General features: G+C 69.6%; 25 protein-coding genes. 5 read left to right on the top strand and 20 right to left on the bottom strand.

Going from position 1 to position 21,058, the window contains the following annotated elements:
- Positions 1-6 precede the first annotated feature (6 nt).
- The 20 genes from Vau01_RS00200 to Vau01_RS00105 form a co-directional block, all read right to left on the bottom strand.
- The gene (locus tag Vau01_RS00200) at positions 7-918 is read right to left on the bottom strand and encodes an OmpA/MotB family protein (protein WP_203985500.1); all 912 of its coding nucleotides are present in this window, start codon (positions 916-918) and stop codon (positions 7-9) included.
- A gap of 11 nt (positions 919-929) precedes the next feature.
- Positions 930-1,706 (bottom strand): motility protein A, encoded by a 777-nt coding sequence (locus Vau01_RS00195; protein ID WP_203985497.1) that lies wholly within the window; start codon positions 1,704-1,706, stop codon positions 930-932.
- A gap of 3 nt (positions 1,707-1,709) precedes the next feature.
- Complete coding sequence (locus tag Vau01_RS00190) at positions 1,710-2,039, bottom strand: flagellar FlbD family protein (RefSeq protein ID WP_203985494.1); 330 nt, start codon at positions 2,037-2,039, stop codon at positions 1,710-1,712.
- Between the two features lie 58 nt (positions 2,040-2,097).
- Positions 2,098-3,309, bottom strand: a complete 1,212-nt coding sequence (locus Vau01_RS00185; protein WP_203985491.1) for a flagellar hook protein FlgE — start codon at positions 3,307-3,309, stop codon at positions 2,098-2,100.
- 15 nt (positions 3,310-3,324) lie between these two features.
- A complete protein-coding gene (locus tag Vau01_RS00180; protein ID WP_203985488.1) occupies positions 3,325-3,780 on the bottom strand; it encodes a flagellar hook assembly protein FlgD in 456 nt (151 codons plus the stop codon).
- A gap of 27 nt (positions 3,781-3,807) precedes the next feature.
- Entirely contained in the window at positions 3,808-5,772 is a 1,965-nt protein-coding gene (locus Vau01_RS00175) for a flagellar hook-length control protein FliK (RefSeq protein ID WP_203985487.1), read from the bottom strand.
- Positions 5,773-5,776: 4 nt separating this feature from the next.
- Complete coding sequence (locus tag Vau01_RS00170) at positions 5,777-6,382, bottom strand: lytic transglycosylase domain-containing protein (RefSeq protein ID WP_203985485.1); 606 nt, start codon at positions 6,380-6,382, stop codon at positions 5,777-5,779.
- On the bottom strand, positions 6,372-6,821 hold the full coding sequence (locus Vau01_RS00165; RefSeq protein ID WP_203985483.1) for a hypothetical protein: 450 nt from the start codon (positions 6,819-6,821) through the stop codon (positions 6,372-6,374). The genes Vau01_RS00170 and Vau01_RS00165 overlap by 11 nt, the downstream gene beginning before the upstream one ends.
- Entirely contained in the window at positions 6,821-8,113 is a 1,293-nt protein-coding gene (locus Vau01_RS00160) for a FliI/YscN family ATPase (RefSeq protein ID WP_203985536.1), read from the bottom strand. Before Vau01_RS00160 ends, Vau01_RS00165 begins: the two co-directional genes overlap by 1 nt.
- A 5-nt stretch (positions 8,114-8,118) precedes the next feature.
- A complete protein-coding gene (locus Vau01_RS00155; protein ID WP_203985481.1) occupies positions 8,119-8,778 on the bottom strand; it encodes a FliH/SctL family protein in 660 nt (219 codons plus the stop codon).
- A gap of 19 nt (positions 8,779-8,797) precedes the next feature.
- Positions 8,798-9,805, bottom strand: a complete 1,008-nt coding sequence (gene fliG, locus Vau01_RS00150) for a flagellar motor switch protein FliG (RefSeq protein WP_239151177.1) — start codon at positions 9,803-9,805, stop codon at positions 8,798-8,800.
- Between the two features lie 44 nt (positions 9,806-9,849).
- The gene (fliF, locus tag Vau01_RS00145; protein ID WP_203985479.1) at positions 9,850-11,469 is read right to left on the bottom strand and encodes a flagellar basal-body MS-ring/collar protein FliF; all 1,620 of its coding nucleotides are present in this window, start codon (positions 11,467-11,469) and stop codon (positions 9,850-9,852) included.
- Entirely contained in the window at positions 11,466-11,798 is a 333-nt protein-coding gene (fliE, locus tag Vau01_RS00140; protein WP_203985478.1) for a flagellar hook-basal body complex protein FliE, read from the bottom strand. Before fliE ends, fliF begins: the two co-directional genes overlap by 4 nt.
- 76 nt (positions 11,799-11,874) lie before the next feature.
- Complete coding sequence (locus tag Vau01_RS00135; protein ID WP_203985477.1) at positions 11,875-12,285, bottom strand: flagellar basal body rod protein FlgC; 411 nt, start codon at positions 12,283-12,285, stop codon at positions 11,875-11,877.
- A gap of 5 nt (positions 12,286-12,290) precedes the next feature.
- The gene (gene flgB, locus Vau01_RS00130; RefSeq protein ID WP_203985476.1) at positions 12,291-12,632 is read right to left on the bottom strand and encodes a flagellar basal body rod protein FlgB; all 342 of its coding nucleotides are present in this window, start codon (positions 12,630-12,632) and stop codon (positions 12,291-12,293) included.
- A gap of 254 nt (positions 12,633-12,886) precedes the next feature.
- Positions 12,887-13,231 (bottom strand): hypothetical protein, encoded by a 345-nt coding sequence (locus Vau01_RS00125; protein ID WP_203985474.1) that lies wholly within the window; start codon positions 13,229-13,231, stop codon positions 12,887-12,889.
- 4 nt (positions 13,232-13,235) lie between these two features.
- The gene (gene fliS / locus Vau01_RS00120) at positions 13,236-13,640 is read right to left on the bottom strand and encodes a flagellar export chaperone FliS (protein ID WP_203985472.1); all 405 of its coding nucleotides are present in this window, start codon (positions 13,638-13,640) and stop codon (positions 13,236-13,238) included.
- A gap of 43 nt (positions 13,641-13,683) precedes the next feature.
- Entirely contained in the window at positions 13,684-15,144 is a 1,461-nt protein-coding gene (fliD, locus tag Vau01_RS00115) for a flagellar filament capping protein FliD (protein WP_203985470.1), read from the bottom strand.
- Positions 15,145-15,325: 181 nt separating this feature from the next.
- Positions 15,326-16,156 (bottom strand): flagellin N-terminal helical domain-containing protein, encoded by an 831-nt coding sequence (locus tag Vau01_RS00110; RefSeq protein ID WP_203985468.1) that lies wholly within the window; start codon positions 16,154-16,156, stop codon positions 15,326-15,328.
- 224 nt (positions 16,157-16,380) lie between these two features.
- Positions 16,381-17,247 carry a sigma-70 family RNA polymerase sigma factor gene (locus Vau01_RS00105; protein ID WP_203985467.1) on the bottom strand — a complete coding sequence of 289 codons (867 nt, stop codon included), beginning with the start codon at positions 17,245-17,247 and terminating at the stop codon, positions 16,381-16,383.
- Between the two features lie 240 nt (positions 17,248-17,487).
- Between Vau01_RS00105 and Vau01_RS00100 the strand changes: the two genes are divergently transcribed.
- The 5 genes from Vau01_RS00100 to csrA are packed head-to-tail and all read left to right on the top strand — an operon-like array spanning position 17,488 to position 21,022.
- A complete protein-coding gene (locus Vau01_RS00100; protein WP_203985465.1) occupies positions 17,488-17,970 on the top strand; it encodes a flagellar protein FlgN in 483 nt (160 codons plus the stop codon).
- A gap of 1 nt (position 17,971) precedes the next feature.
- Positions 17,972-19,372: a flagellar hook-associated protein FlgK gene (gene flgK / locus Vau01_RS00095; protein ID WP_275423900.1), complete on the top strand. Its 1,401-nt coding sequence runs from the start codon at positions 17,972-17,974 to the stop codon at positions 19,370-19,372.
- Between the two features lie 6 nt (positions 19,373-19,378).
- Positions 19,379-20,257 carry a flagellar hook-associated protein FlgL gene (flgL, locus tag Vau01_RS00090; protein WP_203985462.1) on the top strand — a complete coding sequence of 293 codons (879 nt, stop codon included), beginning with the start codon at positions 19,379-19,381 and terminating at the stop codon, positions 20,255-20,257.
- An 11-nt stretch (positions 20,258-20,268) separates the two neighbouring features.
- A complete protein-coding gene (fliW, locus tag Vau01_RS00085) occupies positions 20,269-20,724 on the top strand; it encodes a flagellar assembly protein FliW (protein WP_239151175.1) in 456 nt (151 codons plus the stop codon).
- A 58-nt stretch (positions 20,725-20,782) separates the two neighbouring features.
- The gene (csrA, locus tag Vau01_RS00080; protein WP_203985461.1) at positions 20,783-21,022 is read left to right on the top strand and encodes a carbon storage regulator CsrA; all 240 of its coding nucleotides are present in this window, start codon (positions 20,783-20,785) and stop codon (positions 21,020-21,022) included.
- Positions 21,023-21,058 lie beyond the last annotated feature (36 nt).

The raw sequence follows: 21,058 nt of genomic DNA, 5'->3' as shown, positions 1-21,058 counted from the left end.
GGTAGGTCAGTTGGTGTCGGCGGCGGCGCCGGGGAGCAACGCGGCTTCGTTGGCGGGCAGGGTCGACATGACGATGACCTCGACGCGACGGTTCATGGTCGCCGCCTGCGGGTCGCTCGGGGGGATGAGTGGACGCGTGTCGGCGTAGCCGGCCGCGCTCATCCGGGTTGCGGGGAGGCCGAACTTGGAGATCAGGTACCGCACCACGCTCGACGCGCGGGCCGACGACAGCTCCCACCCGCTCGGGTAGTTGCGCGTCTGCACCGGCAGCTGGTTCGTGTGCCCGTCCACCTGGATCCGGTTCGGCAGCGCGGCGATCGTCGGCCCGACGGAGTCGAGCACCCCGCGGCCGCCCTCCTGCAGTTCCGCGCTGTCGCCGGCGAAGATCACGGAGCTGGTGACGATCGTGACCACCAGCCCCCGCTCGTCGATGGTGAACCGGACGTTGTCGGCCAGGCCCTTGGCGGCCAGCTCCGCGGCGAGCTTCTTCTGGATCTCCTGCAACTTGTCGGCCTCGGTCTCGGCGTGCTGCGCCATCTGGCTCTGCTTGGCGCGGTCGGCACCGGCCACCGCCTTCTTCAGCTCCTCGTCCTCGGCCGCTTCCGAGCCGGCGTCGACCGGCACGCCGACCTTCGCGCCCGGGTCGAACGGCTGGGTGTCCGGGTTGGCCTCCTCGAGCTCCTTGCCCTGCCCCTCCAGCGCCACGCTCTCGGCGCCGAACCCCGCCGCGAGGCCCGACTTGAGCTTCACGAACTTGGTGGCGTCGACCTGGCTGATCGCGAACAGCACGATGAACAGCACCATCAGGAGCGTCATCATGTCGGCGTAACTCACCAACCAGCGCTCGTGGTTCTCGTGCTCCTCGTGGGGAGGATGTTTCTTGTGGCGACGGCCCTTGCCACCGTGCCCACCTGACATGCGACGCCCTCCTAAGCGGCCTTCTTGTCGTCCGCGGGGGCGGAGCCGGGCGGCAGCATGCTGCGCAGCTTCTGGCCGACCAGGCGCGGGTTGGCGCCCGACTGGATGTTCACGATGCCGGCGATGACCAGCTCCATCTGGGTGGCCTCGTACTCCGAGACCCGCTTGATCTTGGCCGACAGCGGCAGCCACATCATGTTCGCCGAGAGCAGGCCCCACAGCGTCGCCACGAACGCGCTGGCGATGAGGTGGCCGAGCTTCTCCGGCTCGCTGAGGTTGGCCAGCGCGTTGATCAGACCCAGCGTGGTGCCCACGATGCCGACCGTCGGCGCGTACGCGCCCATGTCGGCGAGGATCTTCGCGTTGACCTTGTCGTGCTTGCGTTTCGCCTCGACCTCGGCCTCCAGGATGTCCTGCAGCTCGTCCTGGTCGGTGCCGTCGACGGCGAGCTGCAGGCCCTTGCGGAGGAACTCGTTCTCGACGTCGCGCATGCCGTCCTCGAGCGCCAGCAGACCTTCGCGCCGCGCCTTCTCGGCGAGCTTGACGATGTCGGCGAGCAGCGCGTCGGGCGGCTGGACCTTGGTCATCAGCGCGTCCTTGAGCGACCCGAACATGCCGGTCATGTCCTTGAGCAGGCCGCCGGCGAGAGCGACGCCCAGCGTGCCGCCGAACACGAGGAGCAGCGGGGCGACGAGGAACATCTCGCCGATGCTGCCGCCCTCGAGGATGACGAGCGTGAAGACGGCGCCGAAGGCAACGATGATGCCGATGATGCTGGCCGGATCCATCTGTCAGCGCTCCCTTGGGTGTAGCTGGACGACGTTGGTCGGCTCGGTGCCGTCGTCGGACTCGGGCGGGGTCTCGCCACCGTTGGTGGCACGGGGGTTGTTGCGGCCGTGCGAAACGGTCAGCATCGCCTCACCGGCCATGTGCTGCGCGTCGGCGATCACCGTGGCGCGGTACTGCCGGATGAGGCTGATGACCTCCGGCAGCGACTCCGCGACGAGGTACTTCTTGCCGTCGACGAGCGTGATGACCGTGTCGGGCGTGCAGTCGCACCGCTCGACCAGATCGGGGTTCAGGGCGAATACGGGGCCGCCCAGGCGGGTCAGGAGTATCACGGTTGTCCTTCCGTCCCAAGCAAGTCCGGGCGGCCTCTTGTGTCGTCCTACCGGCTGGTTATCGCTTCATGTTGACGAGCTCTTGGAGCAGCTCGTCGGCGGTCGTGATGACCTTCGAGTTCGCCTGGAAACCGCGCTGGGACACCACCAGGTTGGTGAACTCCTGGCCGAGGTCCACATTGGACATTTCCAGCGCCTGGCCCTGGAGGAAGCCACGGCCACCGGTACCGGCGGTACCGAGCTGGGCCTCACCGGAGTTGACCGACGCGCGGTAGACCGATTCACCGGCCTTCTCCAGACCCGGCGGGTTGTTGAAGTTCGCCATCGTGAGCTGCGCCAGGGTCTGCTTGCTGCCGTTGGAGAAGACGCCGACGAGCAGGCCGTCCTTGGAGATGCTGAACGACGACAGCGAGCCCATCGCGGAACCGGTCTGGCTCTGCGGCGCGACGGTGTTCTGCCCCTTGTACCCCGTCACCCCGGTGAGGTCGATCGTGATCGAGTTGCTGGACTGCGCGATGGGCAGGGTGAGGACGGTGTTGTGTTTGTTGGCGCCGTTGGCGCCGGGTTCGATGGAACCGGTGACGGTGTTCGGCGGGGTGGCGGTGTCGGTCACCGACACCTGCCACGTCGTCGCCGGCGCGGCGTCCTTCGTGAACGTCACCGACAGCGTCTGCTCGCCACCGGCCTGGTCGTAGACCTTGACCGAGGAGGTCAGCTCGGTGGCGTCCTTCGCGTCGCCGGGCAGGTTACCGGTGAAGATGGCCTTGTCGGTTTCCTTCGGCGCCCGCAGCGTGCTGATCGGCAGCGTCACGTCCTTGGGGACCGACTTGGTGTCGATCGCGCCCGCGGCGTTCGTGCCCCAGCCCTGCATCACCATGCCCTGCGGGTTGACCAGGCGGCCGTCGGCGTCGAACGAGAACGAGCCGGCCCGGGTGTACATCTGCTCGCCCTTGTTGTCGACCACGAAGAAGCCGTCACCGTTGATCATCATGTCGGTGTTGCGACCGGTCACCTGCGTCGAGCCCTGGGTGAAGTTCGTGGTGACGGCCGACAGCTGCACGCCCAGACCGATCTGCGCCGGGTTCGTACCGCCGTTGCCGGCCTGCGGCGCGCCGGCGCCGGTGACCATCTGGCTCAGCGTGTCCTGGAAGATCGCCGACGACGACTTGAACCCGGTGGTGTTGACGTTCGCGATGTTGTTCGCGGTGATGTCCATCATCTGCTGGTGCGTGCGCAGACCACTGATGCCGGTGAAGAGAGAACGAAGCATGGCGGATGTTGCCTTTCAGCTCTTGACTTCCCTGACCGAGGACAGCGCAACATCCGTGTTCCCGACCTTCAGGTGCGGGTCGCTGCCGATGGTGGTGGCGGTGACTACTCCGGTGGCTTCCTTGCCGTCGAGGCCGGTGTAGGTGACGGTCCTGCCGAGCATGCTGGTCGCGCTCGTCATCAGTTGGGCGGTGATCAGCTGCTGCTGTTGCTTGGCCGCCTCCTCCATCTTCTCGACCATCGTGAACTGCGCGGTCTGCGAGAGGAACTGCGACGTGTCGGTCGGTCGGGACGGGTCCTGGAACTTCAGCTGCGCCACGAGCAGTTTGAGGAACAGGTCCTTGTCCATCGCGTTCCTCGACTTGGCGTTCGGGTCGGGCGTGGGTCCGGTGCCGGGTGTCGCCGGGATCGTCGGCGCGGTGGCCGGCAGGCCGGGCGATCCGGGAGGCGACCCGGAGACGGGCGTCGTCATCGCGATTCCTTCTTCCAGTCGAGTGGGTCAGACCCGGAGGTCCACCGAGCGGACGCCGGCGCGGTTCGCGGGCCGGTTCCCGGTGGCCGGTGGATCGGGCTCGCCGGGCGCGGGATGGCCGGCCTGCGTTCCGGCGCCGTTGTCGGGCGCGGGGCCGGGATGCCGCCCGCCGGTGAAGCCGGGCTGATTCGGTTGCTGGCCGGGTTGTCCGCCGGGCTGGCCGAGATTCAGTTGTGCGGAAAGCTGCTGCTGCCCGGCGCTGTTGCCGGCACCGGCACCGCCCGACTGGGCACCCGACGACTGGTGCGTCGCGGCGACCGCTCCGGCGGCGCTGTACTGGCCGGTGCTGTCGTCTCTCCGGATCGGACCGGATCCGTCCGGCTGAAGGACCTGTCCGATCGGCTGACCGTCAGTCTTGGCGCCCGTGGTTGTCGTTGCGGTTCCGTTGGTTGCGAAGTCGGTTGCAGTCGGCGTGACCGCTGCGGCGCCCGGTGCCACCTGCGTCGGCTGCGCCGGTTGTGCCGCCTGTGCCGGCTGCGCCGGTTGGGCCGGTTGGGGTGCGGTCGGGGTGGCCCACGCCGGGCGGGGATCGGGCGGCGGCGCGTCGCGCACGTTCAGGGTGAGCGTGGCGAAGCCACCGTCGCGCAGGTCGCGTTCCAGCTCCGGCAGGGCGGCGCGGAGCGCGTCCCGGCCCACCTCGGTGGCACCGGTCAGCTGCACCGACAACTGGTCGCCCTTCACCGTCGCCACCACGCTGACCGCGCCGAGTTCCGCCGGGTGCAGCAGGATGGTGAGCTGGTGCGTGCCGTCCGGCCCGGCGCGCAACGGCGCCAGCCGCAACGCCAACTGTGCGGCCGGTGGCAGTTGCGGCGCGGGCGGCTGGCCCGGTGCCGCCGGCGCGGTCGGTGCGGCGCTGTCCGCGCGGGCCGCGGCCAGCGTCGGTGCCCACCCCGCTTCGGGACCGCGGGGGAGCGCGCCGTCGCCGCCGTCCGGCCCGGCGGCGTTGTCGCCGAAGGCGTGCCGGGAGCGGGTCGTGGTCTCCACCGGGGACCCGGCTCCGGTGTCCACTGTGGACGACGCGGCACCCGGCGGGCCGGTGGCGACGCGGGTGACCGGGTCGGTGGCGGCGACCTTCGGCACACCCGGAGCGGGTGTCGTGCCGGCCGCGGTGGCACCCGCCACCGAGCCGGCGAGCGTTCCGGTGAGCGCGGCCGCCGCGGCCGCACCGGCGAACGCCTGTGTGGCCGGCAGAACCGGCGCGCCGGCGACCGGAACCGTCGGAGCGTCCCGTGTGGACGGTGCGCCGGCGACGACGGCCGTGGCCCCCGGTGGCGCGGCCGTGTCCTGTGTGGACGGTGCGGCCGGTACGCCGCCGGCCGGCACACCGGTGCCCGACACGCCCGTGCCCGCGACACCGGTGCCCGACACGTCCGTGCCCGCGACGCCGGCGCCCGGGACGGCTGTGCCCGCCAGGCCCGTGGCCGGCGCGCCGCCAGCCGCCATGCCGCCAGCCGCCACGCCGCCGGTGGCCACGCCGCCAGCCGCAATGCCGGCGACCGCAACGCCGCCGGCCGCAATGCCGGTGCCCGCAACGCCGGTGGCCGGCACGGTACCGCCGAACGGCGTCGGCGTCGCGGATCCGGAGAGGACCGGCGGGAGCCCGGTGCCGCCTGTCGGCGTGGCCGCCACCACCGGTGTCCGTACCGCGAGTTGCGCGGTCGCTCCGGGGACCGTGCGCCCGTCACCGATCGGGAGATTGAGCCCGATGAGCAACGCGCCGCCCAGCGGCGCGGAACCGGCCGCGGCCAACGCGTTCAGGGCTTCCTCGGTGGGAGCCTCGCGGTCGTCGTCGGGTGAACCACCGAGATCGGCGGAGATCCCGGAAAGCACCGCGCCGAACAGCGCACCGGGCTCGCCGCTCGTGGCGGAAGCGCCCGCCGGGGCCGGTGATGCCGGCGCGACCGGTGCGGTGAACGTGATCGGCATGGACATGACATCAGCCTCCGAGCGCGGACAGGGCCGCCTTGACCTTGGGCACGTACGCCTGCGTCTCCGCGCTCGGCGGGATGCCCCGGTGCTTCCGTACGGCGCCGCCACCCGAGTTGTAGGCGGCCAACGCGAGATCGACAGATCCGAATTCCTTCAGGTTCGCCTTCAGGATGCGGGCCGCGCCGTCGACGGCCTGGGCCGGATCGAACGCGTCGACGCCGAGGCCGCGCGCGGTCGACGGCATGAGTTGCATCAGTCCCTGCGCGCCCGCGGGACTGACCGCGCGCCGGTTGAACTCCGACTCCACCCGCGCGACGGCCGCGAGCAGTTGCGGCGGGACGCCGTGCCGCGCGCCGGCGGCGTTGAACAGGTCGGCGTAGGGGACGCCGGACACGTCTCCGGTGAGGCCGGTGGCCGCCCGGAGGTTCGCCGGGCGCGCGGCGTAGGCGGCCGGGTTCGCGTTGCGGGCCACGGACTTCTCCGTGCTGTGGCCACCGACCGCGGACTGCAGGGTGGCCGCGAACTGTTCGCTCGCCGCCGTGAACGGCCGGCGTTTCACCGTGAGCTGGCCCTGCAGCTGCGCGATCCGGTTCATCACATCGTTAATCGCCATGGCGGTCCTTCCGCTGGTTGCGCTGGCTGGCCGTGTAGCGGCCGTTGGTCAGGTCGTCGACCTCGGCGCGCTCGGCGATGTCGGCGCGGTGCCGGCGGGTGGCGGCGTGCCGTTCGGAGAGCTTCTCCATCGCCTTGCGCTGGCGGGCCGCCGCGGCCAGGTCGGCCTTGCGGTTCTCGACGATCACCTCGGCCTCCTCGGCCTCGCCCTGCGCGAAGCTCAGCTCGGCCGCCATCGCCTGCCGGGTGGCGAGCGCGACGGCGAGCGCGTTCGCGGTGCTGTAGCCGGCCTTCTCGGCCTCGTCGAGGGTGGCCGACTGGCGGTGCACCTCCGCCATCGCGGCGCCGGCCGCGACCCGCGACCGGGCCACCTCGGCCTTCGCCGCGTTCTCCTGAGCGACGCGGGCGCGCAGCACGCCGGCGAACTTGAACAGAGCCATCAGGATTCTCCCTCCATGAGCAGATGGGCCAGCGCGACCCAGGCGTCGTGCGCAGAGGTCTGGTCGGTCATGTCCTGGCGCAGGAACGCGTTGATGCGCGGTTCCAGCGCCCGGCCGCGGTCGGCCATCGGGTTGGTGCCGGGTACGTACGCGCCGATCTCGACGAGCTCCTTCACCTCGCGGCCGGCGGCCATCAGGCGGCGCAGTTCGGTTGCCGCAGCCCGCTGGGCGGGCGTGGTGACGGCACCGGCGACCCGGGAGATGGACTCCAGCACGTCGATGCTCGGGAAGTGGCCGGAGGTCGCCAGCTTCCGGTCGAGCACCACGTGACCGTCCAAAATGGACCGTGCCGCGTCGGCGATCGGTTCGTTGTGCTCGTCGCCCTCGACGAGCACGGTGTAGAGCCCGGTGATGCTGCCGACCGGGCCGGGCCCGGCGCGCTCCAGGAGGCGGGGGAGCATCGCGAACGTCGACGGCGGGTAGCCCCGGGTCGCCGGCGGCTCGCCGGCCGACAGACCCACCTCGCGCTGCGCCATCGCGGCGCGGGTGAGGCTGTCCATCAGCAGCAGCACGTCCTTTCCGGCATCGCGGAAGAACTCGGCGATGCGGGTCGCCACGAAGCAGGCGCGCAGGCGCACCAGCGGTGGCTGGTCGGAGGTGGCGATCACCACCACCGCCCGGGCCAGGCCCTCGGTGCCGAGGTCGTGTTCGAGGAACTCGCGGACCTCGCGCCCGCGCTCACCCACCAGGCAGACCACGGTGATCTCGGCCTCGGTGCCGCGCGTGATCATCGACATCAGGCTGGACTTGCCGACGCCGGAACCGGCGAAGATGCCCAGACGCTGCCCGCGGCCGCAGGGGATCAGCGTGTCGAGCGCCCGCACGCCGAGCGGCAGCGGTTCGTTGACGAGCTTGCGCTCCAACGCGTTCGGCGGCGTGTTCTCGACCGTCACGAAGTGCAGCCCCGGCGGCAGCGGTCGGCCGTCCATCGGTTGGCCCAGCCCGTCGAGGATGCGGCCGCGCAGGCTGTCGCCGACCGGGATCTGCAACGGGGCGCCGCTGTTGCGTACCCGGTCGCCGGACGCGATGCCGGCGAGGGGCCCGAGCGGTAGGCACTGGAGGACGTCGTCGTCGATCGCGACGACCTCGCCGGGCACCCGTTCGTCGATCAGCACGAGGTCACCGACGGCGGCGCGGATGCCGCTGACGGCGATCGACAGGCCGACGACCGACGAGACCCGGCCGAAGACCTCGGGAGCGGCGACCAGGAACGCGGGTCGCATGACGTCCATCAGACTCACTCGGGAATTCCTATCTGCAGTGCCTGGCGGGCCCGCTCCATGGCCGCGCCCAGACGGGACTCGATGGTGCTGGCCTCGCACTCGACGATCGCGTCGCCGGGTGCGATGGCCGGGTCGGCGACCACCACGATGTCGCGTCCCGCGACGGTGGCGGTGCCGGGCAGGGTGGCCGCGTCGGCGGGGTTCAGCCGCACGGCGGCGCCGCGACCGGGCGGCGCGAAGGCGAGGGCGCGGGCGGCCGCGTCACGGCCGGGCTCGGCGGCCGTGGCCAGTTCCCGCCCGATGACGAACTCGGCCAGCGCGAACGCCGCCTCGACGAGTTGGTCCTGGAGGTCCTCCACGGCCGGGGTGGCCCGCTGTTCGAACCGGTCGACCGCGTCGGCGACGGCGCCCAGCACCAGCCGGGCACCCTCCTCCGTCGCGTCGGCGATCGCGGCCGCGTCGGCGGCGAACGCCTCCCGCGCCTCGCGGGCGGCGAGTTCGGCCGCCTGCCGGCCCTCGGCCCACCCGGCCGCGAAGCCGGCGGCCTGTGCCTCGGAGCGCAGCCTGGCGACCAGTTCGGCGGGCAGTGCGGCGTGCTGCGCGAAGGCGGCGTCGAACCGGACGCTGCGCACGGTGTCGTCCGTGGCGTCCTTCTTCACCGGCGCCGTCGTCACGGCCCGAAACCCGCGCGGGTCAGCCGACCATCTCGTCATCGTCACCCCGTGTGATCATGATCTGGCCCGATTCCTCGAGCGCCCGGATGCTCTGGACGATCTTGGCCTGGGCGTCCTCGACGGTCTTCACCCGCTGCGGGCCGAGCAGTTCGATCTCCTCGCTGAGGTTCTCGGCCGCCCGCTCCGACATGTTCTTCATGACCTTCTGGCGCACGTCCTCGCGCACACCCTTGAGGGCGACGGCGAGGTCGCCGCTCTCGACCTGCCGCAGCACCAGCTGGATGGCGCGGTCGTCGAGCGTGACGATGTCCTCGAACACGAACATCTGCGCCCGGACCAGCTCGGCGAGCTCGGGGTTGCGCTCGGTGAGCCCCTCCAGGATCATCCGCTCGGTCGCCCGGTCGGACCGGTTGATGATGTCGACCAGCGGTTGCAGGCCACCCACACTCGACAGGTCCGACGGCTGCAGGACGGAGCTGAGCTTGCGCTTGAGCGTCGCCTCGACCTGGCGCACGATGTCCGGCGACGTGCGGTCCATCACCGCGATCCGGTTCGCGACGTCGGCCTGCAGGTCGGGCGAGAGCCCGGACAGGACCTGCGAGGCCGCCGAGGCGGTCATGTGCGCGAGGACGAGGGCGACCGTCTGCGGGTGCTCGTCCTGCACGAACGAGAGCAGTTGCCGCGAGTCGGCCTTCTCCAGGAACGCGAACGGCAGATCGGCGAACACCGCCGCCAGCCGGTCGACGATCTCGTTGGCCTTGTCCCGGCCCAGCGACTGGACGAGCATCTCCCGGGCGAAGTCCATGCCGCCCTGTGCCACGTGCCGCTGCACGGTCATCATCGAGTGGAACTCGTCGACCACGTTGTCGATCGCGTCGGCGTCGACGTAAGCGGTCCGCACGATCTCGGCGGTCAGCTCCTCGACCTCCGAGTCGCGCATCTGCCCGAGCACCTTGGCCGCGTGCTCCTTGCCCATCTGGACCAGGAGCACCGCCGCTTTACGCAGCCCGCTCATGTCGTCGGCCATGGTTCCTCCTCCCAGTGCTCAGGTAGACGTGCTCGGGTATCGGGTCAGCCGCGCCGGTCGGCCAGCCACGTGCGCAGGAGCGTGGCGACCTCGTCCGGCTGGCGTTCCACGAGCGCCGTGATGTCGCGGGCGCGTTCGGCCCGGGCGAGCGCCTCGGCGTCGCTCCCGGATCCGGCCGTCAGGGCGCCGGCGGCGCCGGTGCCCGCGGAGAGGGCGGCCATCTGGCGGCTCTCCAGCTCCGCCTGCTCCGCCTCGAACCGCTCGATCTCGGCCTGCAGCATCTTCTTCAGCTTCTTGTTGCGGCGCCGGTTGCCCAGCAGCGCGATCAGGATCAGCAGCACGACGCCGAAGATGGTGGCGCCGGTCTTGATCATCGACATCAGCGCGGCGTTCTTGTCCGCCGCCTGCGCCTGCTCCAGTTGCCGCTGGGCCGCCTCGGCGCCGCTGGTGTCGAACGCCATCGCGCTGACCGCGATCGAGTCGCCCCGCGTCGGGTCCAGGCCGACCGCCGAGGAGATCAGCTGTTGCAACTGGGCCTCGTTGGCGCCCTGCACGGCGTCACTGTTGATCATCACCGCGATCGAGAGCTTCTTGACCGCGCCCGGCGCCGACCGTCTCACCTCGTCGGTGACGTCGACCGCGTTGTTGCGGGTCGCCTCGCTCTGCTCGTACGAGCCGCCGCCGGCGCTGTCGTTGTTGACCGGCACCTGGACGTTGTCCGGGCCCAGCACGCCGCCGACCGGTGCTCCGTTGCCGCCGGAGTACTTCTCGGTTTTGGTGTTCTCCGCCACCGGTGGCATGTTCGGCGTCGCCGAGTACTTCCGGCTCTTCGTCTCGGTGTTGTCGAAGTCGAGGTCGGCGCTGATCTGCACCACCGCGTTGCCGGAGCCCAGCGCCTGGTCGAGCATCCGTTGCACCGCGGCGTTCAGCCGCGATTCGTAGTCCGACGTGGCCCGGGCGCGCGAGTCGCTGCTCGTGCCGCCGGAACCGGATCCGTTGGCGGACAACACCTTGCCGTCGGCGCCCACCACCGTCACGGCACTCGGTTCGAGCCCCTCGATACTCGACGACACCAGATGCACCACGGCCTGGACCTGATCGTCGGTCAGCTCCTTGCCGGCTCCGGTGGCCACGAGTACCGAGGCGGTCGGCTTCTGCTGCTCGTCGGTGAAGACGTCCTTCTGCGGGATCGCCAGGTGCACGGTCGCGGCGGTCACGCCGTCGATCGACTTGATGGTGTTGGCGAGCTCGCCCTCCATCGCCCGGCGGTACCCGACCTGCTGCATGAACTCGCTCGTCATGACGTTCTGGTTGTCGAGGATCGAGTAGCCGCCGTTCGACGTGTCGGCCGGTAGCCCCTGCCCGCTCATCTGCAGGCGCAGCGAGTACACCTGGTCCTTCGGCACCAGGATCGTGTTGCCGCCGTCGGTCAGCTCGTACGGCACGCCGTCGGCGTCGAGCTGCTCGACGATCGCCGCCGCGTCGGACGAGGCGAGGTTCGAGAACAGCGGCGAATACGTGGGCTTGGACACCCACGTCGCGAAGAAGTACCCGCCCACCGCGATCGCGATGACCGCGACGATCGAGACGGCCTTCTGCCCGGGTGTGAACGAGCCGAACTTGCCCGTCACACTCCGCAGAGCGGCCGTGAGCCGATCCTTCACGCCTGCAACCTCATGATCTCGTTGAAGGCTTCAACCGCCTTGTTCCGCAACGCGACGGTGAGCTGGACGGCGAGCCCGGCCTCGTTCGCGGCGATCAGGTAGTCGTGCACGTCCTGCAGCCGGCCGGAGGCGGCCTCGATCGCGAGCCCGTCGGACCGGTCCTGCAGCGCCTGCACCTTCTCCAGGCCGCCGGCGACCAGCGCGCCGAAGTCGGGACCCGAGGTGGAGCCGACGGCGTCCGGGTTGCCGATCGCCGCGGTGTTGGTCAGCCCGGCGACGGGACTCAGCGGCGCGAACCCGCCGATGGCGCCGATAGGTTCGATGCTCATGCTGTCGCTCCGCTTCGCTCCGCGACGCATGAGCCGAACACTGAGTTGATGATTCGCTCGCTATGCTCGCTCATGCTCAGCCCTTCCCGAGTTGCAGCGCCGACTGGTACGCCTCCCGCGCGCGGTCGACGACCGCGAGGTTCGCCTGGTATCCGCGCTGCGCCATGATGAGGTTCCCCATCTGGTCGCCGAGGTTGATGTCGGGATACCGCACGTTGCCCCGCTCGTCGGCGAGCGGGTGATCGGGCTCGTAGACGGTCTTTCCCTCCCGCTTGCCGGAGAGCGCCGCACCGCCGACCTGTACCCCCTCGGTGCCACGGCCGTAGTCGACCGCCTGCGCGAGGATGTAGCGCGCCTGGAAGGCGTCGTTGCTCGTGCTGGTGACGTTGTTGATGTTCGCGATGTTGTCGCTGGCCGCGTCGAGCCATTTCCGGTGGACCGTGAGGCCCGTGCCCGCGATGCCCAGCGCACCGAAGATTCCACTCATGATGCTCAGCCACCCATCGCCGTGCGCAGCGTCGAGATCTTGCCGTCGAGGACGCGCAGCATCAGTTGGTAGCGCAGGTTCGTGTCGATGTGCGTGAGCGTCTCGTGGTCGAGGTTGACGTTGTTGCCGTTGACCCGCGTGGGCTCCATCGAGCGCTCGTTGAGGAACTTCGTCTCGGTGGGCCGGCCGTCCGCGACGGCCTTCCGCAGGTTGTCCTCGAACGAGACGCGTCCGGCGAGGAAGCCCGGGGTCTCGATGTTCGCGATGTTGTCCGCGGTGACCCGCTGCCGCATGGCGAGGCCGTCGAGTGCCGTGTGCGCTGTGACGGAGGTGATGTCGTCGAGCACGGACGAACTCCTTCTCGCGAGGAGGATGCCAGTCCGTGGCCGGTGTCGAGCGATCCGTGCTCTTCACAACCACTATCGGATTTTCGTCCGGCGCGCCGAGTGCGATTCGGGTGCGGACCGGTTGTATCCTGCGCCGAACCGGACACCCGGGCGGTTCCGTCCGGTTGCGAAAGGGTTGCGAGCCATCGCTTACCCAATTCCGTTGCCGTACAAAGAGAAACGGCCCTCCGGTTCGGGCCGGAGAGCCGTTCCTTCTACATCGCCCTGTCTACATAGGACGGTGGTGCTTTTCCGTAACCACCGGCCTCCACCCGGGCGGCGAACGCGGCCTGCTTGCGGTTGGCCGCGATCGCCAGGGTGAGTTGCCGGGTCGCGTGCAACTGGCGGGCCAGGATCGCGTCGGCGCGCGGGCGCAGGTCGAGCGGCAGCGGCCCGAGGCCCGCCGGTGGCGACCACGGGTCGCTGAGCGGAAGATCGCGGACGCGTTGCGCGTCGGCGAGCAGTTCCTCGACCAGCACCACGTCGGCGTCCAGAGCGTCCAGGGCCGCGACCCAGGCGGACCGCCAGTTCTCGGGTTGGGGGGTCTCCGGGCGGGCCATGGCGCTACGGCGTCGCGGCCGCTACCGGTGCCATCACCGACATTGCGGCCTCGCGCCAACTCTCGCGCAGCGGCTCGATCAGGCCGCGACAGTCGGACACCCGCTTGATGTCCCCGTTCATGTTGGCGTGGATGAGCTCGGTGAGCACGAACGTGTAGATCTGTGCCAGCCCGTTCGCGCCCTCCCACTCGTCCAGCTTCAGCGACGTGCGCAGTTCCAGCACGATGTCCTGGGCGTGGATGAGGTGCCCCGACGCGCCCGTCCGGTCGCCCGACCGCAGAGCGTCCTCGGCGCGGGTGAGGTCGAGGACGAGCCGGTCGTACAGCATGACGAGCAGCTTGGCCGGCGGAGCGGTGGCGATGGTGTCGGCGAGGTAGCGCTCGCGCATCGCCGGGTTGGGAACGGTCATGGATTATCGTCCCTTGCTGGTCGGGTGTTCGCGGATCTGGGGATCAGCCGAGGCTCGCCAGCTGGCCGGAGAGCCAACTTGACTGCGACTGCAGCTTGCTCAGGGCGACCTCGAGACCGGAGAACTGCCGCTCCAGGTTGGTCTTGCGCAGTTCCAGGCGGGTGTCCCACGCGGCGACCTGGTCGTTGAGGCCCTTGATGGTCTCGTTCCGGCGGGAGATGATGCCGGCGAGCGTGCCCTGCTTGACGGTGCCGTCCTGGTCGGTGGGCCGGATGACGCCCTCGGTGGCCGTGACGCTGAGGGTCTGCAGCTTGCGCGCGAGGCCGTCGGCGGTGTCCCAGCCCGGATCGAACGCGGCCGGGTTCGCCTTCGCGTGCGGAACCTCGGTGTAACTGTCGAAGTAGGCCTGTGTCTTCACCGGGTCGGCCTCGTACGCGGTGAGGAACTTGTCGCGGTCGAAGCTCAGCGTTCCGGTCTTGTCGAGATTGATGCCGACCGCGGAGAGGCTGCCGAGGTTACCGGCGCCGCCGGCCACCGCGCTCAGGATGCCCTGGCTCAGCTGGCGCAGCGCGGTGTCGCCCGGCAGGGGGCCGGCGGCCGGGTTGGTGCCGCCCTTCGTGGCGGTCGCGGTGCTGATCTCGGACAACGCGCCCTGTGCGGCCTCGACCATCGCGGCGACCTTGTCGGCCACGGCGGCGGAGTCGGTCGCGACGCCGACGGTCACCGGGGTGTCGGTCTGCTTCTTGGTGACGGTGATCGACAGGCCCGGCAGCACGTCGTTGAACGTGTTGCTGGCCGAGGTGACCGTGAACCCGGTGCCGGGGTCGCCGACGGTCAGTTTCGCGTCGGTGCCCTTGGTGGTGGTGGTCGGGGCGCCGCCGAGCAGGTCGAGGCCGAACGGTGCGTAGGCGCCGCCCGCGGCGTCCGCCGCCTTGGTGAGCGCGCCCTCCGCGCCGGGCTCGGTCGCGGTGAGCTGCAACGTGTACTTGCCGGGGGAGACCTGCACCGCCGCGGCCTTGTAGGCGGCGTTCGCGGTGTTGTTGATCGCCTGCACCACCGACTGCAGCGACCCGTCCGCCGGATTGATGTCGACCTCGCCGCCGTTGCCCTTGAGCAGGACGCGCAGGGTACCGCCCGACATCACCGGATCGCTGACGGAGCTGACGAAGCCGCCCGTGTAGGTCTCGGTGTGGGTCGCGGCGACGGCGTCGACGGTGAAGCTCAGTGAGCCGGTGGGGGTGCCGGCCTTCGCGGTGACGATTGCGGCGTCCGAGGAGGAGGTGGTTTTCGCCGCGCCCCACGTTTCGGCGGAGCTGACCGCCTTGGCCGCGGTGGCGAGCGCGGCGAGTTTCGTGTTGACGGCCTGGTACGCGGTGACGGCCTTGTTCTGTACGGAGATCTTGGTCTTGAGCTGGTTCTGTGGAACGGCTTCGACCTGCATGAGCTGTTTGATCATGTTGGTCGTGTCGAGACCGCTGACCAGTCCGTCGATGCTTGACGTCATCGGTGGCTCCTCCGGGAACAGAGCTGAAGCGAAAGACAGGCGGCCGGCGATGTCGCCGACCGCCCGCCTGTTCGGTTGTGGGTTCGTCTCACCGAACCGATTCAGTTGTGTATTCGGTTGTGGGCTGCTCGCCGCTCACACACTCCGCGTGCGTGAGCGGCCGTTGTTGCTACCGCTCGGATTAGCGGAGCAGCTGCAGAACACCCTGCGGAGCCTGGTTGGCCTGCGCCAGCATCGCGGTACCCGCCTGGGACAGGATCTGGCTCTTGGTGAACGAGACCATCTCCTGCGCCATGTCGGTGTCACGGATCCGGCTCTCGGACGCGCTCAGGTTCTCCACCGCAACCGACAGAGAGTTGATCGTGTGCTCGAGCCGGTTCTGCGACGCACCCATCTTCGAGCGCTCCGAAGAGATCGCCGTGATCTGGGTGTCGAGATCCGTGATCGCCGTCCCCCGCGTGGTGCTTGCGAGGGTGTTGCCGGTCACCGCGTCGTCCAGCGACTTCGCGGCGGCGGCCAGGTCGACGCTGCTCAGGTCCACGTCGAGCGTGTCGGTCGCGTTCGCACCCACCTGGAACTTCAGGTTCGCGTTGCCGTCGAGCAGCTTGACGCCGTTGAAGTCCGTGCGGACACCGATCGCCTCGATCTCGTCCGCGAGGGACGTGAGCTCGGCGTTGATGCCGTCCAGGGAGGTCTGGTTGTTGCTGCCGTTCGCGGCCTGCACCTGCAGGTCGCGAGCGCGCTGAAGAATGCTGTGCACCTCGGTGAGGGCACCTTCAGCGGTCTGCACAACGCTCACACCGTCCTGGGCGTTGCGAGTGGCCGTCTTGAGACCACCGATCTGGCTCCGCAGACCCTCGCTGATCGCGAGGCCCGCGGCGTCGTCGGCCGCCCGGTTGATCCGGAAACCCGACGACAGCTTCTCGAGCGACTTGGACATCTGGCCGTCGTTGACGGACAGGTTCCGGTAGGCGTTCTGAGCAGCGATGTTCTGGTTGATACGGAGGGCCATGGTGTCCTTCTTCCTTGAGGGGTCCTCTACACCGGCTCCATCCGTGGGGCCGGTCGACTGTCACATCGGGTGTGCGGCTGCGGTCCTGAGGAATCGCGGCGAACTTTTCCGGAAAATATTGGGAAAACCAGTTCGCAACCGGTCAGCAACCGTTAAAAGACAACGACAAAGCCCTGCCGACCACGCCGGATGCGTGGAACGGCAGGGCCTCGGTCATACCGGAGTTACGCGGTGCGGGTCAGGGGAAGGCCGTGGTGGTCGGTGAACGAAAGCCGGCTGCGCAGGTCGCCGTTCGCGCTGATCTGCGCGTAGTAGGCCTCGCGCCGGCGCGCGACGCAGCCGCCCGGGCGGTCCGGCTCGGTCACCAGGTCGGGGTCGAGGTGCGCGTTCAGCCCGTCGCGGAGCAGGATCAGCGCCTCGGCGCGCAGCTGCGACACCCGGGACTCGGTGACGCCGAGCTCCGACGCGATGTCGGCCATCGGCAGCTCCTGGAAGAAGTACGCCTCCACCACGCGGCGCAGCCGGTCCGGCAGCACGGCGATCGCGGTGTGCAGATAGCCGACCTTCTCCCGGTGCACGAGCATGTCCTCCGGACCGGCGGTGCGCTCGGGCACCAGGTCCTCGGCGGTACCGGCGGCGAAGCCCTGCAGGCTCAGGACCACCGCGCGCTGCACGTCCTCGTCGACGGCCTTGATCTCGTCGATCGCGACACCCATCGCCTCGGCCAGTTCGGCCGGCGTGGGCGTGCGGCCCAGCGTGGCGGTGAGCTGCTGCTGCGCGTTCTCCAGCCGGCGGGCCCGGCTGCGCACCGAGCGGCTGGCCCAGTCGAGGCCGCGCAGCTCGTCCAGCAGCGCGCCGCGGATGCGCGTGGTGGCGAACCCGCCGAACGGGATGCCGCGGTCGGCGTCGAAGTTCTGCGCCGCGCCCGCCAGCGCGGCCATCCCGGCCGAGACCAGGTCTTCGCGGCTGACGTGCGACGGCAGCCGGCTGAGCATCTCGCGGACCAGGTGTCCGACCAGCGGCAGGTGGCTACGGACCAGCTCATCGACCGACGGGTTGGCGGTCGGTGCGGGTGCGGTGGAAAGACTCACGGCGACCTCTTCGCAGGCGATGTGGCTGTGCAGGTGCGGCAGCAGGTCGGAATCGGATCCGTGATCAGCTGGCCAGGTACGAGCCTGCGTTGCTCTGGGTGCACCCAGAAGTCACTGTCAGTTGCAGTCGAGTTGCCGTCGTCGGGGGCGGACACCGAAAACCTCAGGTGCCGCCGGTGACCGACGAATTGCCAGGCAACGCCAGCGCTTGAGGCGCGGCGCCGACGGAAGGGGCAGCAGGTGGGCCTGTCAGACCTGTCGAGCATCCTGTGGCGGGAACGGGAAATGCTCGAGCTGCTCCTGTTCAAGCTCGAGGAGGAGCAGCTCATCCTCGCGAGCGGTCGCGGCCGGTGGCTGGCTCACGCGACGCGCGAGGTGGAAGTCGTGCTCGACCAGATCCGCCGCACCGAGGTGGTGCGCGCGGCGGAGGTCGAGGTCATCGGTGCCCAGCTCGGGCTCGGCCCGGACGCCAGCCTCGGCCAGATCGCCGACCTCGCCCCCGCCCCCTGGGGCGACCTGCTCCGCGAACACCGGAAGGCGTTCCTCGCGCTCGCCGCCGAGGTGAGCGCGATCGCCGAGACCAACCGCGACCTGCTCACCTCCGGCCAACGCGCGGTTCGGGAGACGATGCTCGCCTTCGTCGGCTCGGTGGAGACCTACAACCCGCGGGGCGAGACGGTCGCGGCGGCCCCTCGAACCCGCATTCTGGACCAGGCGGTGTGAATTGAGTAGCTTTCGAGGCATTTCCGCTTCGCTGACCGCGTTGCACGCGAATCAGCGGGCGATGGAGGTGTCGGCGAACAACATCGCGAACGTCAACACCGAGGGCTACACCCGGCAGCGCGTCAACATGACCGAGATCGGCGGCCCGTCCGTGCCCGGCATGTACTCGCAGGCCCGGGCGATCGGCGACGGTGTGATCATCGACAACGTCGAGCGGCTGCGGGACCAGTTCCTGGAGAGCCGCGGCCGGGTCGAGCACGGCCAGCAGGCTTACCTGCAGGGCACGCAGCGGACGCTGGCCGGCATCGAGACGGCGTTCGCCGAGCCCGGCGACACCGCGTTGCAGGCGCAACTGGGCGACATGTGGAACGCGTTCGCCGACGTGGCGAACAAGCCCGAGGACGAGGCCGTCCGCTCTGCGCTGGTGGTGCGCAGCACGCTGGTGGCCGACACCCTCCGGAACACCTCCGGCCAGCTCGAATCGGTGTGGGACACCACCTACAACGAGTTGGAGTCGATGGTCTCCGAGGTCAACGCGACGGCCCGGACGGTGGCCGACCTGAACAAGTCCATCGTCATGAACGGCAACCTCGGCCAGCCCGCGAACGACCTCTCCGACCGGCGCGACATGGCGGCGATGAAACTGGTCGAGATGACCGGCGGCACGGTGCTCAACCGGCCCGACGGCTCACTCGACATCATGGTGGGCGGCTCGATGCTCGTCGGTGGCAGCACGACCCGCGAGATACTGCCGCCGTCGGGCGCACACACCGTGGACGACGCGAAGGCCGGCACCCTGGTCGACCTGCGGTGGGCCGACGGGACCAACCCGAAGGTCACCACCTCGTCCGGCAAGCTGGGCGCCAACCTGGAGTCGCTGAACTCGACGCTGCCCACGTACAGCAAGGGGCTCGACGAGGTGGCGAAGGACCTGGCCGCCACGGTGAACGCCACGCACGCCAAGGGGCAGACCGACGCCGGCGTCGCGGGCGGCACGTACTTCGGATCGGGCTCGACGGACCCGGTGGACGCGTCGAACATCCGCATGGACATCACCGCCCCCAAGGATCTGGCAATGGCCGACCTGGGCGTGACTCCCGGCGCGAAGGACGGCACGAACGCCGACCGGATGGCCGATCTGGCCAAGGATCCCAACGGGCCGAACGCGCGCTACAAGCGGCTGGTCGTCGACCTCGGCGTGCAGACCCAGGCGGCCAACCGCCGGGTGGACATCCAGACCGGCATCGTCGGCGACGTCGACGCCCAGCGGGCCGGCGAGTCCGGCGTGAACATCGACGAGGAGATGACCAACCTTGTGCAGTTCGAGCGTGGCTACCAGGCCGCGGCGAAGGTGATCACCACCATCGACGAGATGCTCGACACGCTGATCAACAGGATGTGATGAACGATGCGGGTAACCCACGGCTCGATCGCCAAGAACGTCCTCGCCAACCTCCAGGGCAACATCAGCCGCATGAGCGACACCCAACAGCGGATGTCGAGCGGCAAGCAGATCAACCGGCCGTCCGACTCACCGAGCGGCACGGCGTCGGCGATGGAACTGCGGGCGCAACTCGCCCAGCAACAGCAGTATGTGCGCAACATCGACGACGGGACGGCCTGGCTCAACGCGGCCGACAGTGCCCTGCAGGGCGTCGACGAGAAGGTGGCCCGCGCGCGCAGCCTGGTGCTGCAGGGCATGTCGGCGGGCAGCAGCGGGCAGACCACCCGGGACGCGCTCGCGGCGGACATCCGTGAGCTGAGCGAGTCGATCCGGGTCGAGGCGAACACGACCTACCTGAACCGCCCCGTGTTCGCCGGCAACAGCGACAAGGGCGAGGCGTACACGGCGTCGGGAGGCTTCAACGGCGACGGCGGAACGGTGGTTCGCACGGTGGGTTCCAACACCAAGGTGGCGGTCAACGTGGATGGGAAGGCTGTGTTCGGTGAGGGCAACGATTCGATATTCAGCATTCTGTCGACGATCGCCACCAAGTTGGAGTCCGATCCCGGTGCGTTGACAGGAGAACTCGACCGCCTCGACGTGCGGGCGGCTACGATCCGAAATGGATTAACCACTGTCGGTGCACGTAGCAACCAGTTGGAACGGATGCGTCAGTCGGCCGACGACATGGCCCTCAACGTGACCAAGTCCCTGAGCGACGTGGAGGACATCGACCTGCCCCAGACGATTACGGATTTGCAACTCCAACAGACCGCGTACCAGGCGGCACTTGCCGCCGGAGCCCGCGTCGTCCAACCCAGCCTTATCGATTTCCTCCGTTAAGGAGTCACATCATGCCTAGCGTCAAAACCCGATCCGAGAAGGCCGTGGAGAACGCCGAGATGGCCGCAGCCGACCTCGAGATTCCCGTTCTCGAGTTCGTATCGCCGATGCCGGGCTTCCCGGGTCACCGCCAGTTCGTGCTGGTGCGCGTGCACGAAGAAGGCGTCCTGTACGCACTGACCTCGGTCTCCGACCCGGATCTGCGCTTCCTCGTCGTGCCGCCGGGGCCGTTCTTCCTCAACTACGAGCCGGAGATCGACGACGAGTCGCTCTCCGCGCTGGGCGCCTCCGAGTCCGACGCCGGCAACCTGGCGATCCTGTTGGTGGTGACGGCCGGCGACACCGCCGGGTCCTCGACCGCCAACCTGATGGCGCCGATCATCGTGAACGAGTCCAACCGGACGGCGTGCCAGCTGGTCCTCGGCGGGGACTGGCCCATCCGTGCGGTTCTCATGCCTGCGGCGTAAATCGGGTACTCTACGCTTATCGCCCATTTCGGGGTGACCACCCGAAGGGGGAGCGCCAGTGCTCGTGCTGACCCGCCGCCCAGGCGAGAGCATCATGATCGGCGACGACATCGTCGTCACCGTGCTCGACGTCCGCGGCGAAGTCGTCCGCGTGGGCATCCGGGCGCCGCGATCGGTTCAGGTACACCGTGAAGAGGTCTACCTCGAACTGCAGAAAGCCAACCGGGAGGCGGCCTCGCCGAGCGAATCCGCTGTGGAGGCGCTCGGCGAGCTGCTGAAGGGCGGCCACCCGTCCTGAGCGGAACCGACGGGGCGAGGCGGCCCCTCGACTCCG

Source organism: Virgisporangium aurantiacum (assembly GCF_016863635.1).
GTDB lineage: Bacteria > Actinomycetota > Actinomycetes > Mycobacteriales > Micromonosporaceae > Virgisporangium > Virgisporangium aurantiacum.
This window is presented reverse-complemented; position numbering and strand designations above follow the sequence as displayed.